Below are 13,789 nucleotides of genomic sequence, written 5' to 3' on the forward strand. Positions count from 1 at the left end.
CACCCCGCCTCCTGCGGAGTTACCGGCACCGGGTCCGCCCGTCGCTCCGGGTGTGGTGAGCTGACCGGGATGGCAGGCCACGGGACGACGCGCTCCCGCTGGCGGCGGTCAGCCCGGTCTGATGGAGGACCCCGTCCTCCTCACCGTGAGAGGACCTCGTCCTCCCCACCCTTCGCAGGCTCAGGGTGGGACCCGGGTCGAGGCCTGCGGCGAGCCTCCGGACGGGGCCGCGGCGGGACCCGGGACGGGGCTGCCCCGTCAGCGCAGCGTCACCGGCAGGTGCTCGAAGCCGCGCAGCGTCTGCAGGTCGCGGCGCGCCGGCCGGCCGGTCACCCGCAGGCCGGGGAAGCGCTCGGTCAGCGCGCGGAGCGCCACGGCCGCCTCCATCCGGGCCAGCCCCGCGCCCACGCAGTAGTGGGTGCCGGCGGAGAAGGCCAGGTGGTCGCGAGCGTTGGCGCGGCCGATGTCGAACCGGCCGGGATCGGCGAAGACGTCCGGGTCCCGGTTGACCGCGCCGAGCAGCATCGTGACGCGCGACCCCGGCCGCACCGGGACGCCGGCCAGCTCGGTGCCGGCGCGGACCGTGCGGCCGGTGATCTGCACCGGGCTGTCGAAGCGCAGCACCTCCTCGACGGCGTTCGGCCAGCCGGTGGGGTCGGCGAGCAGGGCGTTCCGCTGGTCGCGGTGCGCGTCGAGCAGCACGACGGCGTTGCCGAGCAGGTTGACCGTCGTCTCGAAGCCGGCCCCCAGGAGCAGCAGCACGGTGGCGTGCAGCTCGCGGTCGCTCAGGGCGTCCTCGTCGGACGCCGCGACCAGCCGGCTGACCAGGTCCTCCCCCGGCTCCCGGCGCAGCCGGGCGAAGTGCCCGGCCAGGAAGTCGTGCAGCGCCCGGATGGCGCGGTCGGCGGCCAGGAAGCGGCGCAGCGGCAGGCCGGGGTCCAGGGTCGCCGCGGCGGCGGCACCCCAGCGGAGGAAGTCCTCCTGGCGGTCGGTCGGGACGCCCAGCAGGTCGGCGATGACGAGGACCGGGAGCGGCGCCGCGAACGCCGCGACCAGGTCCACCGGCTCCCCGCGGGCGGCGGCCGGCTCCAGGGCGTCGAGCAGGGTGCCGGCGACCCGCGGCACCATCGGCTCTGCGGCCGCCGTGGCCCGTGGCGTGAAGGCCCGGCCCACCAGCCGGCGGTAGCGGGTGTGGTCGGGCGGGTCGACAACGAGCATCGACGGCGGCTCCGCGACGCCGGTGGCCGCCGGGTCGTCACCGAAGGCCAGCGCCCAGCGGGCCGGCCCGGGCGCTGCGGACCGGTCGAAGCCGACGCCGAAGCGGTCGGACCGCAGCACCTCGGCGGCCACGGCGTGCGACGTGGTGAGCAGACCCAGCGCGCTGCCGACCAGCGGACCGCGGGCGCGCAGCTGCTCGTGGACGGTGTGCGGATCGGCGCGCAGGACGGGGTCCCGCAGCAGGCGGGCGACGAGGTCGCCACGGCGCGCCTCGCGGGTCAGGTAGGCCGCCGGCATGCCGTGGCGGACCGCCCAGCGGGCCACCGTGCGGGCCGGCCGCAGCGCCCGGGCCGCCGGCGATGCTGCGGTCGCGGCCGGTGTCGTCGTCCCCACGCCTGCACTCCCCCGTCGGTCGGTGACGTGGGGATCCTCACAGGCGCGGCCCGGTCCCGCGCCTGTCCCGCCCAGAGGCTCACCGCAGGCCTCGACCCGGGTCCCACCCTGAGCCTGCGAAGGGTGGGGAGGACGAGGTCCTCTCACGGTGAGGAGGACGGGGTCCTCTCTCAGCCGGCGGCGTCGGCGTTCGGGTCGGGGGCCTTGCTGGCGTCGCCGTCCCAGTCCTTGCCCGCCACGTCGGCGTGCTCCGAGATGCTGTCGGTCTGCTCGGCGACGGTCCGGACCATCTCCTCGTCGGAAAGCCCCTCGCCCGCGCTGTAGGTGTCGCCGTTCGGCTCGCTCATGCCGTCTCCTCCTCGGTCGCTCGGTTCCCCGACCCGTCCCCGGGAGTCGCCGACCCCAAACCCGGGGCCGCGAGCTCGAACCAGACCCGCTTGCCGTCGGCGTGGTCCTCGACGCCCCAGCGGTCGGCGATCCCCTCGACCAGCCGCATGCCCCGCCCGCGGGGGGCGCCGGCCTCGAACTCCCGCACCACGGGGCGGAGCGCCGAGCCGTCGGCGACCGAGATGCGCAGCCACTGCTCGGACAGGGTGAGCTCGAGGGTGAAGGAGGCCTCGCCGGCGACGTGGTCGACGACGTTGGCCACCAGCTCGGTCACCAGGAGCGCTGCGTCCCCGGCGTCGTGCGGCGCCTTCCAGGCGGTCAGCAGGTCCAGGACCAGGTGCCGGGCGACCGGGACGCTGGCCGGCACCGGGATCAGGTCGACGGCGGCGGTGAGCGTGGACATCGAGTCTCCCCCCTGACCGGGGTCACGACCGCAGCGCGATCCTGTGGCGTCGACTCCGTGCCGCGCTACCCCGTTGTACGCAACGTAACGAGTCGACCGGTCACGCGCAATGACCATTGCCCTGCGACGGAGGTTGCGTGTCACGGGTCTTGCGTCGAACCCCTGCGGTATGGATAGTGGTCAACTGGATTGACTACATCCAACTTCCGGAAGGCGGAGGGCCCGTGTCGACGGATCACACCCAGCAGGACCCGGCCGTCCGGGCACTGACCGAGCTCATGACCGTGCTGGACACCTGCATGACCGAGCTCCAGGGCGCCCGGTCGCGCGCCGAGAAGCTGCTCGACGAGCGGCAGACCGGCCGTGCCTGGCTCGACATCGTGACTGCGGAGTCCCGGCCGCTGGTCGTCGAGCAGATCAGCTCGGTGATGGCCTCGCTGGCCAGCGCGGGAGGCGCCTGGCGGCGCGAGCAGGCGCACGCGCTGGCCGCCGAGCAGGTCAGCATCAACCGGATCGCCGCGATGTTCGGCGTCACTCGCCAGCGCATCTCCGCCCTGCTGCGCGAGCGGGCCCGCGGCGCCCCCGCGTAGCCGGCCGTCGGCCCCGCCCTGGGGCTCACGGCGGCCCCGTCCAGGGCACCGCCCCGAGCCTGCGAAGGGCGGGGAGGACGGGGTCCTCCCCCGGTGCGGAGGACGGGGTCCGCGCTCAGGCCGTCAGCGCGTCGATCGCCTTGTAGACCCGCTGCTCCGACACCGGCCGCGGGGTGCCGACGGTCTGGGCGAACAGGCTCACCCTCAGCTCCTCGAGCATCCAGCGCACCCGGGCGACCGGGTCGTCCGGCGCCCCCGTCGACGGCACCTGCGCGCGCAGCTGCTCGTATTCGGCGCTGACCGCGGCGACCTGCTGCATCCACAGCTCGTCGCGCACGGCGTTGGCGGGCAGCTTCTCCAGCCGGTGCACCATCCCCCTGAGGTAGCGCACCAGGTCCGGCAGCCGGCGCCGTCCGGCCGCGGCGACGAAGCCGCGGTGCAGCAGGCCGCCCATCTGCCGGCGCAGGTCCGCGACCGCCGCCTCGGGCACCCGCCGCCCCGGCGCCGCGCCGATCGCGACGGCGACCTCGCGGGCCTGCACGAGCACCGCCTCCACCCGCCGCACGGTGTCGGTGGTCAGCGGCAGCAGCTGCGCGCGGGCGGTCTGCACCAGCGCGGCGAACGCGGCCTCGTTCCGCGGCGGCCCGCCGGCGGCGGCGAGCAGCTCGTCGGCGGCGGCGTCCACGCAGTCGTCGACGAGCGCGGGGATCTCGCCGTCCGGGTTGAACTGCAGCGCCAGGCGGCTCTTCGGCGACAGCGACTTCACCACCTGCCGGGCGGGTGACCCGGCGACCAGCACCAGCAGCCGCCTGGCGCCGCGCCAGGTCAGCCGGGTGGCCTCCACCTCGGTGGCGACCACGCGGACGCCGACCGTCGTCCCCTCGTCGACCAGCGCCGGGTGGGCGGTGACCACGTGTCCGCCGCGGCGGACCTCGACGGTGCGCGGCAGCGTGCCGAAGGTCCAGGCGGTCTGGCCGGTGCGCTCGACGTCCGAGGCGGCCGCGGCCAGGCTGGCCCGGCTCTGCGGCGCCACCTCGCGGCGCAGCGCCTGCAGGTCCTTGCCGGTGGCCAGCGGCCGGTGCCGGTCGTCGACGACCCGGAACGTGGCCCGCAGGTGGTCGGGCACCTGGTCCGGCGCCCACGCGTCCGGGGGGACGACGACGCCTGCGGCGCGCCGCAGCTCGCGCTCCAGCGCCGGCAGCAGCGGCTCGTTCGGCGCGATGCGCGGCAGCACCTCCCGCACCCGGTCGGGGATCGGCACCAGCGCGCGGCGCAGCTGCTTGGGCAGGGTGCGCAGCAGCGCGGTGACCAGCTCCTCGCGCAGCCCGGGGACGGTGAAGGCCAGCGACTCCCCCGACGTCCGCTCGGCGACGGTGTCGAGCACGGCCAGCGGGACGTCGACGGTGACGCCGTCCTGCGGGGCGCCCGGCGCGAACGCGTAGGACAGCGGGAGGGTGAGCCCCTGGCTCAGGGGGACCTCGTCCGGGAAGTCCTCGACGCGCACCTGCCCGGCCGCCGCGGCGTTCGTCAGCATCTCCGGCGTGAACGTGAGCAGGTCCGGTGTCCCCCGCCGGGCGGCCTTCCACCACCTGTCGAAGTGCCGGGTGGAGACGACGTCGGCCGGGATCCGCGCGTCGTAGAGCTCGAACAGGGTCTCGTCGTCCACCCGGATGTCCCGGCGGCGGGCCCGCTCCTCCAGCTCCGCGACCCGCTGCATCGCCTTCTGGTTGTCGTGCCAGAAGCGGTGGTGCGTCGTCCACTCGCCCTCGACCAGGGCGTGCCGGATGAACAGCTCGCGGGAGACGACCGGGTCGATCGAGCCGTACTGCACGCGCCGGCCGACGACCAGCGGGATGCCGTAGAGGGTGACCCGCTCGGTCGCGACGACCGAGCCCCGCTTGGCGTCCCAGCGGGGCTCGGAGTACTGCCGCTTGACCAGGTGCTCGGCCAGCCGCTCGACGACCTCCGGGTCGATGCGCGCGACGGTGCGGGCGAACAGCCGGCTGGTCTCCACCAGCTCGGCGGCGACCACCCAGCGCGGCGGCTTCTTCGCCAGCGGGGTGCCGGGGGCGAGGACGAAGCGCGCGTTGCGGGCGCCGAGGTACTCCCGGCCGCCGCGCCGCCGGTCGCCGTCCCGGCCCTTGCCCTCCTCGACCTGCAGGCCGACGTGGGAGAGCAGCCCGGCGAGCAGCGCGGTGTGGACGCCGCGCTCGTCGGGCTCGGTCGCGAGCTCGCCCGTGGTCATGCCCAGCCGGCGGGCGGTGCTGCGCAGCTGGCCGTAGAGGTCCTGCCACTCGCGGATGCGCAGGTAGTGCAGGAACTCGCGCTTGAGGGTGCGCCGGAACTGGCTGCCGGAGAGCGCCTCCTGCTGCTCGGTGACGTACCGCCACAGGTTGAGCAGGGCGAGGAAGTCGGAGTTCTCGTCGGCGAAGCGCGCGTGTGCGGTGTCGGCCGCCTGCTGGTGCTCGCTGGGCCGCTCGCGCGGGTCCTGGATGGTCAGCCCCGCAGCGATGACCAGCACCTCCTCCAGCACGCCGCGCCGGTCGGCCTCGACGACCATCCGGGCCATGCGCGGGTCCAGCGGCAGGGTGGCCAGCGCCCGGCCGGTGGGGGTGAGGCCGCCGTCCTCGCCCAGGGCGCCGAGCTCCTCGAGCAACGCCACGCCGTCGGCGACCGCCCGGCGGTCCGGCGGGTCGATGAACGGGAAGTCGGCGACGTCGCCCAGCTCGAGGGCGGCCATCTGGAGCAGCACCGAGGCGAGGCTGGTGCGCAGGATCTCCGGGTCGGTGTACTCCGGCCGGCCCTCGTAGTCCTCCTCGGTGTAGAGCCGGATGGCGATGCCCTCGGAGGTGCGCCCGCAGCGGCCGGAGCGCTGCCGCGCCGAGGCCTGGCTGATCGGCTCGATCGGCAGCCGCTGGACCTTCAGCCGGGAGCTGTAGCGGGAGATGCGCGCGGTGCCGGGGTCGACGACGTAGCGGATGCCCGGCACGGTCAGCGACGTCTCGGCGACGTTGGTGGCCAGCACGACGCGCCGCCCGGTGTGCGGGGCGAAGACGCGGTGCTGGTCGGCGGCGGACAGGCGCGAGTAGAGCGGCAGCACCTCCACGGAGGGGAACCGCTCGGTCAGGACGTCGGCGGTGTCGCGGATCTCCCGCTCGCCGGCGAGGAAGACCAGCACGTCGCCCGGGCCCTCGGCGGCCAGCTCCTCGACCGCGTCGGCGATGGCGGTGACCTGGTCGCGGTCCGGGTCGGCGTCCGGATCGTCGGGGTCGACCACCGGGCGGTAGCGGACCTCGACCGGATAGGTGCGCCCGCTGACCTCGACGACGGGCACCTCGGCGCCGTCGGCCGAGCCATGTCCATCGTCGCCGAGTCCTGCGCTCTGCCCCTTCTCACCGAGTCCTGTGAAGTGCTTGGCGATCCGGTCGACGTCGATCGTCGCCGAGGTGATGACCAGCTTGAGGTCGGGACGGCGGGGCAGCAGCCGGGCCAGGTAGCCCAGCAGGAAGTCGACGTTGAGGCTGCGCTCGTGCGCCTCGTCGATGATCAGGGTGTCGTACTGGCGCAGCAGCCGGTCGCGGCCGATCTCGGCGAGCAGCACGCCGTCGGTCATGACCTTGACCAGCGTCGAGTCGCCGACCTGGTCGGTGAAGCGCACCTTCCAGCCGACGACCTCGCCCAGCGGGGTCTCCAGCTCCTCGGCGATCCGCTCGGCCACCGTGCGGGCGGCGATCCGCCGCGGCTGGGTGTGCCCGATCCGGCCCGTCACGCCGCGGCCCAGCTCCAGGGCGATCTTGGGCAGCTGGGTGGTCTTGCCCGACCCGGTCTCGCCGGCCACGACGACCACCTGGTGCTCGCGCAGCGCCGCAGCGATGTCGTCCCGGCGGGCACTGACCGGCAGCTCGGCCGGGTACCGCACCGTCGGGACGGCGGCGCGGCGGCGGGCGATCCGCTCCTCGGCGGCAGCGACGTCGGCGGCGATCCGCGCCCGCTGCCGGGCCCGGGCCTCGGCGTCCCGGGTCTTGCGGGTGCCGTCGAGCCTGCGGCGCAGCCGGTGCTCGTCCTCGAGGGTCAGCCCGGCCAGCCGCGCGCGCAGGTCGTCGGGCGGGGTGGTCACGACGGTCTCCTCGTCTGGGCGCGGGGGGTGCAGGGCCGGGGCGGACGGGCGGCCTGCGCGTCGTCCAGGATCGCACCGCTCGACGACGAGCGGGCGTGGGACGGCTCACTTCGATGCGCCTTGCAACCTGTTGCTTGAGCGGTACAACCGCTTGTAGCGTGCACGTGTTCCCTCCGCCCTACCCTGGAGCGCCCGTGCCCTCGTCCCCCGCCGTGCCCGGCCCGGCCACACCCGGCGACGACCGGCTGGCCGACCTGCGCACGCTCGGCGAGCAGCTGCCGCGCTTCATGCGGCTCGTGCACGCCCTCAAGGCCGGTCAGTCCGCCGAGAGCCGCGCCGCGCTGTTCCTGCTGTTCCCCCTGGAGCGCCTCGGTCCGCTGCGCCAGGGCGCGCTGGCCGAGCTGGTGCACGCCGATCCCTCGACGGTCAGCCGGCACGTGGCCGCCCTGATCGACCAGGGCCTGGTCCGACGGGTGGCCGACGAGACCGACGGGCGGGCCAGCCGGCTCGTCGTCACCGAGGCCGGCCGCGCCGTGCTGGCCCAGGTCCGCAGCGACCGCGAGGCCCACCTGGCCCGGGTCACCGCCGGCTGGTCGGCCGCGGACCTCACCGCGCTGACCCACCTCTTCGGTCGTCTGCTGGACGACCTCGCCGCATCCCTGCCCTCCGAGCCTGCCGCCACACCGGTCGCCGCATCACCGAGAGAGAAGTCATGACCCAGAGCACCCGCACCAGCGCGACCGAGCGGCGGGACGCCCGGGCGGCGGCCGCCGCACCCGGAGTGGACGGTGCGTTCACGCACCGGCAGATCCTCACGATCATCGCCGGGCTGATGGTCGCGATGTTCCTCGCGGCCCTCGACCAGACGGTCGTCGCGACGGCGATCCGGACCATCGCCGACGACCTGCAGGGCTACGACCTGCAGGCCTGGGCGACGACGGCCTTCCTCATCACCTCGACGATCTCCACCCCGCTCTACGGGAAACTCTCCGACATCTACGGACGGCGGCCCTTCTACCTGTTCGCCATCGGGGTCTTCGTCGTCGGCTCGGTGCTCTGCGGCCTCGCGGACTCGATGTACCAGCTGGCCGCCTACCGGGCGGTCCAGGGCATCGGCGCCGGCGGCCTCATGTCGCTGGCCCTGGCGATCATCGGCGACATCGTGCCGCCCCGGGAGCGGTCCCGGTACCAGGGCTACTTCATGGCCGTCTTCGGCACCTCCAGCGTGCTCGGGCCGGTCATCGGCGGCTTCCTCGCCGGCCAGACGTCGCTGCTGGGGCTGACCGGCTGGCGCTGGATCTTCATCGCGAACGTGCCCCTCGGCCTGCTCGCCTTCCTCGCCGTCTACCGCGTGCTGCACCTGCCGCACATCCGGCGGGACCACCGCATCGACTGGCCGGGCGCGCTGGCGCTGATCGCCTTCATCGTGCCGCTGCTGATCGTCGCCGAGCAGGGCCGGCTCTGGGGCTGGGGTTCGGGTCGGTCGCTGGCCTGCTACGCCATCGGCGCCGTCGGCCTCGTGCTCTTCGTCCTGGCCGAGCGGGCCTACCGCGACGAGGCGCTGCTCCCGCTGCGCCTGTTCGACAACCGCAGCTTCACCATCGCCACCCTCGGCAGCGTGGTGGTGGGCGCCGCCATGTTCGGCGGCCTGCTGCTGCTCCCGCAGTACCTGCAGATCGTCCACGGCTCGAGCGCGACCGTCGCGGGCCTGCAGATGATCCCGCTGGTCGCCGGGATCATGATCGGCGCGATGAGCTCGGGCATCGCGATCTCGAGGACCGGCAAGTACCGGGTCTTCCCGCTGGCCGGCACCACGCTGATGACCGTCGCCCTGCTGGCGCTGTCCCTCGTCGTCGGAGCCGAGACCTCGATCTGGGCGCTGGTGCCGTTCATGGTCCTGCTCGGGATCGGGCTCGGCTTCAACTTCCAGCCCGCGGTCCTCGCGGTGCAGAACGCCGTGCCGCCGAGCCAGATGGGCGTGGCCACCTCCTCGGTCACGTTCTTCCGCCAGATGGGCGCGACGATCGGCACCGCCGTCTTCCTGTCGGTGCTGTTCAGCCGCCTGCCAGGGGACATCGAGGAGTCGCTGACCTCCGCCGCGGCGACCGATCCGCGGGTGGCCGAGGCGCTGCAGAGCGGTCAGCTGCAGGCCGGCTCGGACCTGTCGGACACCTCGTTCATCCAGGACCTGCCGTCGTTCCTGGCACTGCCGTTCACGACCGGCTTCTCGAACTCGATCGACCTGGTCTTCCTGATCGCCGCGGTCGTGGCAGCCGTCGGGTTCTTCGTCTTCCTGTTCCTGCCGCAGCTGGCGCTGTCGGACAAGTCCGGCATCCAGGCGGCGCGGGAGGCGGCGCAGCAGCAGACCGCCGGCGACCCGTCCGCCGAGGAGCCGGTCGACGAGGCCACGCAGGCGGTCGGCGCCGCGGCCCCGACGTCCACCGCTCCTCCGGTCGGCCGCCCCGGCGACACCCCGCACGGGCACCGCGCCTGACGGCACACCGCTGACGGCGGGCGACGACACGGCAGTGGCCCCCTCCCACCACGGGAGGAGGCCACCGCCGTGTGCTCAGGGCACGAACACCGAGCGGACGCAGCCGTCGGCCTTGTCCTTGAACAGCTGGTAGCCGCGCGCCGCGTCCTCGAGCGGCATCACGTGGGTGGCCAGGTGCTCGGTGGTCAGCTCGCCGCGGGCCATGTGGTCGAGGATCCGCGGCATGTAGCGCTGACCGTGCACCTGGGCGCCGCGCACGGTCAGCCCCTTGTTCATCATCGCGCCGAGCGGGAACTTGTCCACCATCAGCGCGAAGACGCCGAGCACGAAGACGCTGCCGCCCTTCCGGCAGGCCAGGATCGCCTCCCGGACGGCGGACGGCCGGTCGGTCTGCAGCCGCAGCTGCTGCTTGACCTGGTCGTAGGCCCCCTGGATGCCGGAGCTGTGCGCCTCCATGCCGACCGCCTCGATGCAGACGTCGGGCCCGCGGCCGCCGGTCACCTCACGCAGCTCGGCCAGGACGTCGGTCGACGAGTAGTCGATCACCTCTGCGCCCACGTGCTCGCGGACCTGGGCCAGCCGCTCGGGCAGCCGGTCGATGACGTACACCCGCTCCGCGCCCAGCAGCACAGCCGCCCGGGCCGCCATCTGCCCGACGCCGCCGGCACCCCAGACGGCGACGACGTCCCCCGGCTTCGTGCCGGCCAGGTCGGCGCCCATCCAGCCGGTGGAGACCGCGTCGGAGGCGAACAGCGCCCGCTCGTCGCTCACCCCCTCCGGGACGACGAAGGCACCGACGTCGGCGTACGGGACGCGGATGTACTCCGCGTGGCTGCCGGCCCAGCCGCCCATCGCGTGCGAGTAGCCGAAGCAGCCACCCGGGCTCTGACCCCACAGCGCCTCGGTGATCCCGGGGTTGGGGTTGCCGTTGTCGCAGAGGCTGTAGAGCTCCTGCCTGCAGTACCAGCAGTGCCCGCAGGCGATGAAGGAGTTGACGACGACCCGGTCGCCGACCTTGCGCTCCCGCACGCCCTTCCCCACCTCGACGACCTCGCCCATGAACTCGTGGCCCAGGACGTCGCCGGCGCGCATGAACGGGATGTAGCCGCCGAGCAGGTGCAGGTCCGACCCGCAGGTGGTGGTGCGCCGCACCCGCAGGATCACGTCGTGGTCGTTGAGGATCTGCGGGTCCGGGACGGTCTCCACCGACACCTCGTTGACCCCGGTCCAGGTCGCGGCCCTCACGATGCCCCCCGTCCGCTCCCGGCCGGCGGAGCCGGCACGATCACACAGCCGCTCACAGCACGCCCTCTCCCCCGGCGCGAGCCGTCGCGCCCTCCAGCGCCGCACCCTGCGGCGTCGGCTTGCGGACGCCGTGCGGCGCCGGGTCCACCCGGAGCACCTCGCCCACCTCGATCAGCTGCTTGGTCTCGCGCAACGCCGAGCGCAGCGCACGCAGGTCGTCGTCCGACGGCCGGTCGCGGTAGCGCGCGGCGAGCTCGGTGCCGCGGTCGCCGGGCGCGGGGGTGATCCGCAGGTCGAGGCGGTCGCCCAGCGCGGCCAGCGGCGCGGGCAGGTCCGCCCCGGCGCCCACCTGCTCCGGCGGGCACAGCACGGTGACCGCCCGCCAGCGGCGCGCAGCGGTCTCGGGGTCGTCGGTCGCCGACGACTGACCCACCCCGGGCAGCCGCACGTGCTGGAGGCGGCCGAGCAGCGCGCCCCCTGCCTCCGTGGCGGCTCCCCGGAGGGAGTCGAGGAACCTGGGCACGACCATGACGCGTCCTCCTGGGCATCGACGTCCGGAGGCCGCGGGCTACCCAGGACGGCGACGGCGCGAACCGTGCAGGACCGGTCCGTCCACCCTCGCCGCCGGGGGCGCCCGCGGCTCCGACCGCGGGCGGTGGCGCCCGGACCGCAGGCGCACCGCCCGCCGTCCGCCCGACGTCCTACTGTGGCGGGACCGGGCCGGATGGAACCCGGGTCCCTGCCGTTCGCGTGGAGGCCTCGTGCGCTCGTCGTTGATCCTGTCCCGCCGCGACCTGGACTTCCTGCTGCACGAGTGGCTCGACGTCGAGGACCTGGTGAAGCGCCCGCGCTACGCCGAGCACTCCCGCGAGACCTTCGACGCGGTGCTCGACCTGGCCGAGCAGATCGCCACCGAGCACTTCGCCCCGCACAACCGCAAGGCCGACGAGAACGAGCCGCGGATGGTCGACGGGAAGGCCGTGCTCGTCCCCGAGGTGAAGCAGGCCCTCGACGTCTTCGTCGAGGCCGGGCTGATGGCCGGGGAGTTCGACGAGGAGTACGGCGGCATGCAGCTGCCGCACGTCGTCGGGCAGGCCGTCTTCGCCTGGTTCAAGGCCGCCAACGTCGGGACGTCGGCCTACCCGTTCCTCACCATGGGCAACGCCCGGCTGCTGCTCGCGCACGGCAGCAAGGAGCAGGTCGACACCTACGTGCGCCCGGAGATCGAGGGTCGCTGGTTCGGCACGATGGCGCTGTCGGAGCCGCAGGCCGGCTCCTCGCTCGCCGACATCACCACCCGGGCGGTGCCGCAGGACGACGGCACGTACCGGCTGACCGGCAACAAGATGTGGATCTCCGGCGGCGACCACGAGCTGACCGAGAACATCGTCCACCTGGTGCTGGCCAAGATCCCCGGTGGCCCGCCCGGCGTGAAGGGCATCTCGCTGTTCATCGTCCCGAAGTTCCTCGTGGACCCGGATGGCTCGCTCGGCGAGCGCAACGACGTCGTCCTGGCCGGCCTGAACCACAAGATGGGCTACCGGGGGACGACGAACACGCTGCTGAACTTCGGCGAGGGCGTGCACACCCCCGGCGGGCGACCCGGCGCCGTCGGACACCTGGTGGGTGAGCCGCACCGCGGCCTCACCTACATGTTCCACATGATGAACGAGGCGCGGATCGGCGTCGGCATGGGCGCGACCGTGCTCGGCTACACCGGCTACCTGCACGCCCTCGAGTACGCCCGCACCCGTACCCAGGGCCGCCGCGCCGGCGCCAAGGACCCGGACAGCCCGCCCGTGCCGATCATCGAGCACCCCGACGTGCGCCGGATGCTGCTGGCCGCCAAGTCCTACGCCGAGGGCGGGCTGGCCCTGGGCCTGTACTGCGCGCGACTGGTCGACGAGGAGCAGACCGCGGAGACCGAGGAGGAGCGCGCCCGCGCCCACCTGCTGCTGGACACCCTCACCCCGATCGCCAAGGCGTGGCCGTCGCAGTGGGGCCCGGTCGCCGACGACCTGGCCATCCAGGTGCACGGCGGTTACGGGTACACCCGGGACTACCCGGTCGAGCAGTTCTACCGGGACAACCGGCTCAACCCCATCCACGAGGGCACCAACGGCATCCAGGCGCTGGACCTGCTCGGCCGCAAGGTGGTCGCCCAGGGCGGGGCCGGACTGCGGCTGCTCGGGGAGACGATCGGCGCGACCACCGCGCGCGCCGCAGGGACGCAGTGGGCCGCTTTCGCCGCCGACCTGGACGCCGCCGTGGCCCGCACGAGCTCGGTGACCACGACGCTGTGGGGCACCGGCGACCCGGACCTCGCGCTGGCCAACGCCAGCGTCTACCTGGAGGCCGTCGGCCACCTGGTGGTCGCCTGGCTGTGGCTGGAGCAGGCGCTGGCCTGCGAGGGCTCGACCGACGCCTTCCACGAGGGCAAGCGTGCCGCGGCCCGCTACTTCTGGCGCTGGGAGCTGCCGCGCACCCGCGCCCAGTTCGACCTGCTGGAGTCCCTGGACCGCACCGTCCTCGACACCGACGAGGCCTGGCTGTAGGAGGCCGCCCTCGCACGCACGCCTGGGGCGGCGCCCCGGCGGGGCCACGGACACGGCTGCGCCCCGCGACTCCGAGGAGTCGCGGGGCGCAGCCGGTCTGAGGGCGGCCCCGTCCAGGGCACCGCCCCGAGCTCGCGAGGGGTGGGGAGGACGGGGTCCTTCTCCGGTGAGGAGGACGGGGTCCTCTTTCAGGCGGCGCGGGCGCCCACCGGTTCGCCGGTCGCGGTCCGGGTGGTGGCCGGGCGGGCCGGGACGGCCCGGGCGGCGCGCTCGCGCTCGTACCGCGCCGTCGAGGAGGTCCCCATCGCGATCACCAGTGCGGTCAGGACCAGGAACCCGACGAGGGTCACGGCCGGCCACAGCACCATCAGTCAAACCCCTTTGTGC

At 74.3% G+C, this 13,789-nt stretch carries 11 protein-coding genes; 4 read left to right on the forward strand and 7 right to left on the reverse strand.

The features are described from left to right. Nucleotides 1–258 precede the first annotated feature (258 nt). From GOBS_RS22855 to GOBS_RS22860, 3 genes are all read right to left on the reverse strand, one after another. Nucleotides 259–1,611, reverse strand: coding sequence for a cytochrome P450 (locus tag GOBS_RS22855; protein ID WP_012950638.1), 1,353 nt, complete (start codon nt 1,609–1,611; stop codon nt 259–261). A 170-nt stretch (nt 1,612–1,781) separates the two neighbouring features. Beyond that, entirely contained in the window at nt 1,782–1,958 is a 177-nt protein-coding gene (locus GOBS_RS27810) for a hypothetical protein (protein WP_012950639.1), read from the reverse strand. Further along, nucleotides 1,955–2,401, reverse strand: coding sequence for an ATP-binding protein (locus GOBS_RS22860; protein WP_012950640.1), 447 nt, complete (start codon nt 2,399–2,401; stop codon nt 1,955–1,957). Before GOBS_RS22860 ends, GOBS_RS27810 begins: the two co-directional genes overlap by 4 nt. Nucleotides 2,402–2,625: 224 nt before the next feature. On the opposite strand from GOBS_RS22860, the gene GOBS_RS22865 reads away from it, so the two are divergent. Further along, the gene (locus tag GOBS_RS22865; RefSeq protein WP_012950641.1) at nt 2,626–2,991 is read left to right on the forward strand and encodes a hypothetical protein; all 366 of its coding nucleotides are present in this window, start codon (nt 2,626–2,628) and stop codon (nt 2,989–2,991) included. 115 nt (nt 2,992–3,106) lie between these two features. Here GOBS_RS22865 and hrpA read toward each other — a convergent pair whose 3' ends face one another. Then, nucleotides 3,107–7,108: an ATP-dependent RNA helicase HrpA gene (hrpA, locus tag GOBS_RS22870; protein WP_012950642.1), complete on the reverse strand. Its 4,002-nt coding sequence runs from the start codon at nt 7,106–7,108 to the stop codon at nt 3,107–3,109. 194 nt (nt 7,109–7,302) lie between these two features. Here hrpA and GOBS_RS22875 point away from each other — a divergent pair, with 194 nt between their 5' ends. Both GOBS_RS22875 and GOBS_RS22880 read left to right on the forward strand, forming a co-directional pair. After that, nucleotides 7,303–7,824, forward strand: a complete 522-nt coding sequence (locus GOBS_RS22875) for a MarR family winged helix-turn-helix transcriptional regulator (RefSeq protein ID WP_012950643.1) — start codon at nt 7,303–7,305, stop codon at nt 7,822–7,824. Next, nucleotides 7,821–9,602 (forward strand): MDR family MFS transporter, encoded by a 1,782-nt coding sequence (locus GOBS_RS22880; protein WP_012950644.1) that lies wholly within the window; start codon nt 7,821–7,823, stop codon nt 9,600–9,602. The genes GOBS_RS22875 and GOBS_RS22880 overlap by 4 nt, the downstream gene beginning before the upstream one ends. Before the next feature lie 75 nt (nt 9,603–9,677). On the opposite strand, the gene GOBS_RS22885 is transcribed toward GOBS_RS22880, so the two are convergent. Together GOBS_RS22885 and GOBS_RS22890 are read right to left on the reverse strand one after the other, a co-directional pair. Next, complete coding sequence (locus GOBS_RS22885) at nt 9,678–10,847, reverse strand: zinc-dependent alcohol dehydrogenase (protein ID WP_012950645.1); 1,170 nt, start codon at nt 10,845–10,847, stop codon at nt 9,678–9,680. Nucleotides 10,848–10,899: 52 nt separating this feature from the next. Then, nucleotides 10,900–11,376 (reverse strand): hypothetical protein, encoded by a 477-nt coding sequence (locus GOBS_RS22890; RefSeq protein WP_012950646.1) that lies wholly within the window; start codon nt 11,374–11,376, stop codon nt 10,900–10,902. 232 nt (nt 11,377–11,608) lie between these two features. Between GOBS_RS22890 and GOBS_RS22895 the strand changes: the two genes are divergently transcribed. Continuing rightward, nucleotides 11,609–13,402 (forward strand): acyl-CoA dehydrogenase, encoded by a 1,794-nt coding sequence (locus tag GOBS_RS22895; protein ID WP_012950647.1) that lies wholly within the window; start codon nt 11,609–11,611, stop codon nt 13,400–13,402. Between the two features lie 188 nt (nt 13,403–13,590). On the opposite strand, the gene GOBS_RS22900 is transcribed toward GOBS_RS22895, so the two are convergent. Beyond that, nucleotides 13,591–13,770, reverse strand: coding sequence for a hypothetical protein (locus GOBS_RS22900; RefSeq protein WP_012950648.1), 180 nt, complete (start codon nt 13,768–13,770; stop codon nt 13,591–13,593). Between the last annotated feature and the right edge of the window lie 19 nt (nt 13,771–13,789).

Origin of the sequence: Geodermatophilus obscurus DSM 43160 (assembly GCF_000025345.1) — a bacterium.
Classification (GTDB): domain Bacteria; phylum Actinomycetota; class Actinomycetes; order Mycobacteriales; family Geodermatophilaceae; genus Geodermatophilus; species Geodermatophilus obscurus.

Coding starts and splice junctions, on each gene's coding strand:
- GOBS_RS22900 (WP_012950648.1), bottom strand. CDS start 13,770: ATGGTGCTGTGGCCGGCCGTGACCCTCGTCGGGTTCCTGGTCCTGACC.
- GOBS_RS27810 (WP_012950639.1), bottom strand. CDS start 1,958: ATGAGCGAGCCGAACGGCGACACCTACAGCGCGGGCGAGGGGCTTTCC.
- GOBS_RS22860 (WP_012950640.1), bottom strand. CDS start 2,401: ATGTCCACGCTCACCGCCGCCGTCGACCTGATCCCGGTGCCGGCCAGC.
- GOBS_RS22890 (WP_012950646.1), bottom strand. CDS start 11,376: ATGGTCGTGCCCAGGTTCCTCGACTCCCTCCGGGGAGCCGCCACGGAG.
- GOBS_RS22880 (WP_012950644.1), top strand. CDS start 7,821: ATGACCCAGAGCACCCGCACCAGCGCGACCGAGCGGCGGGACGCCCGG.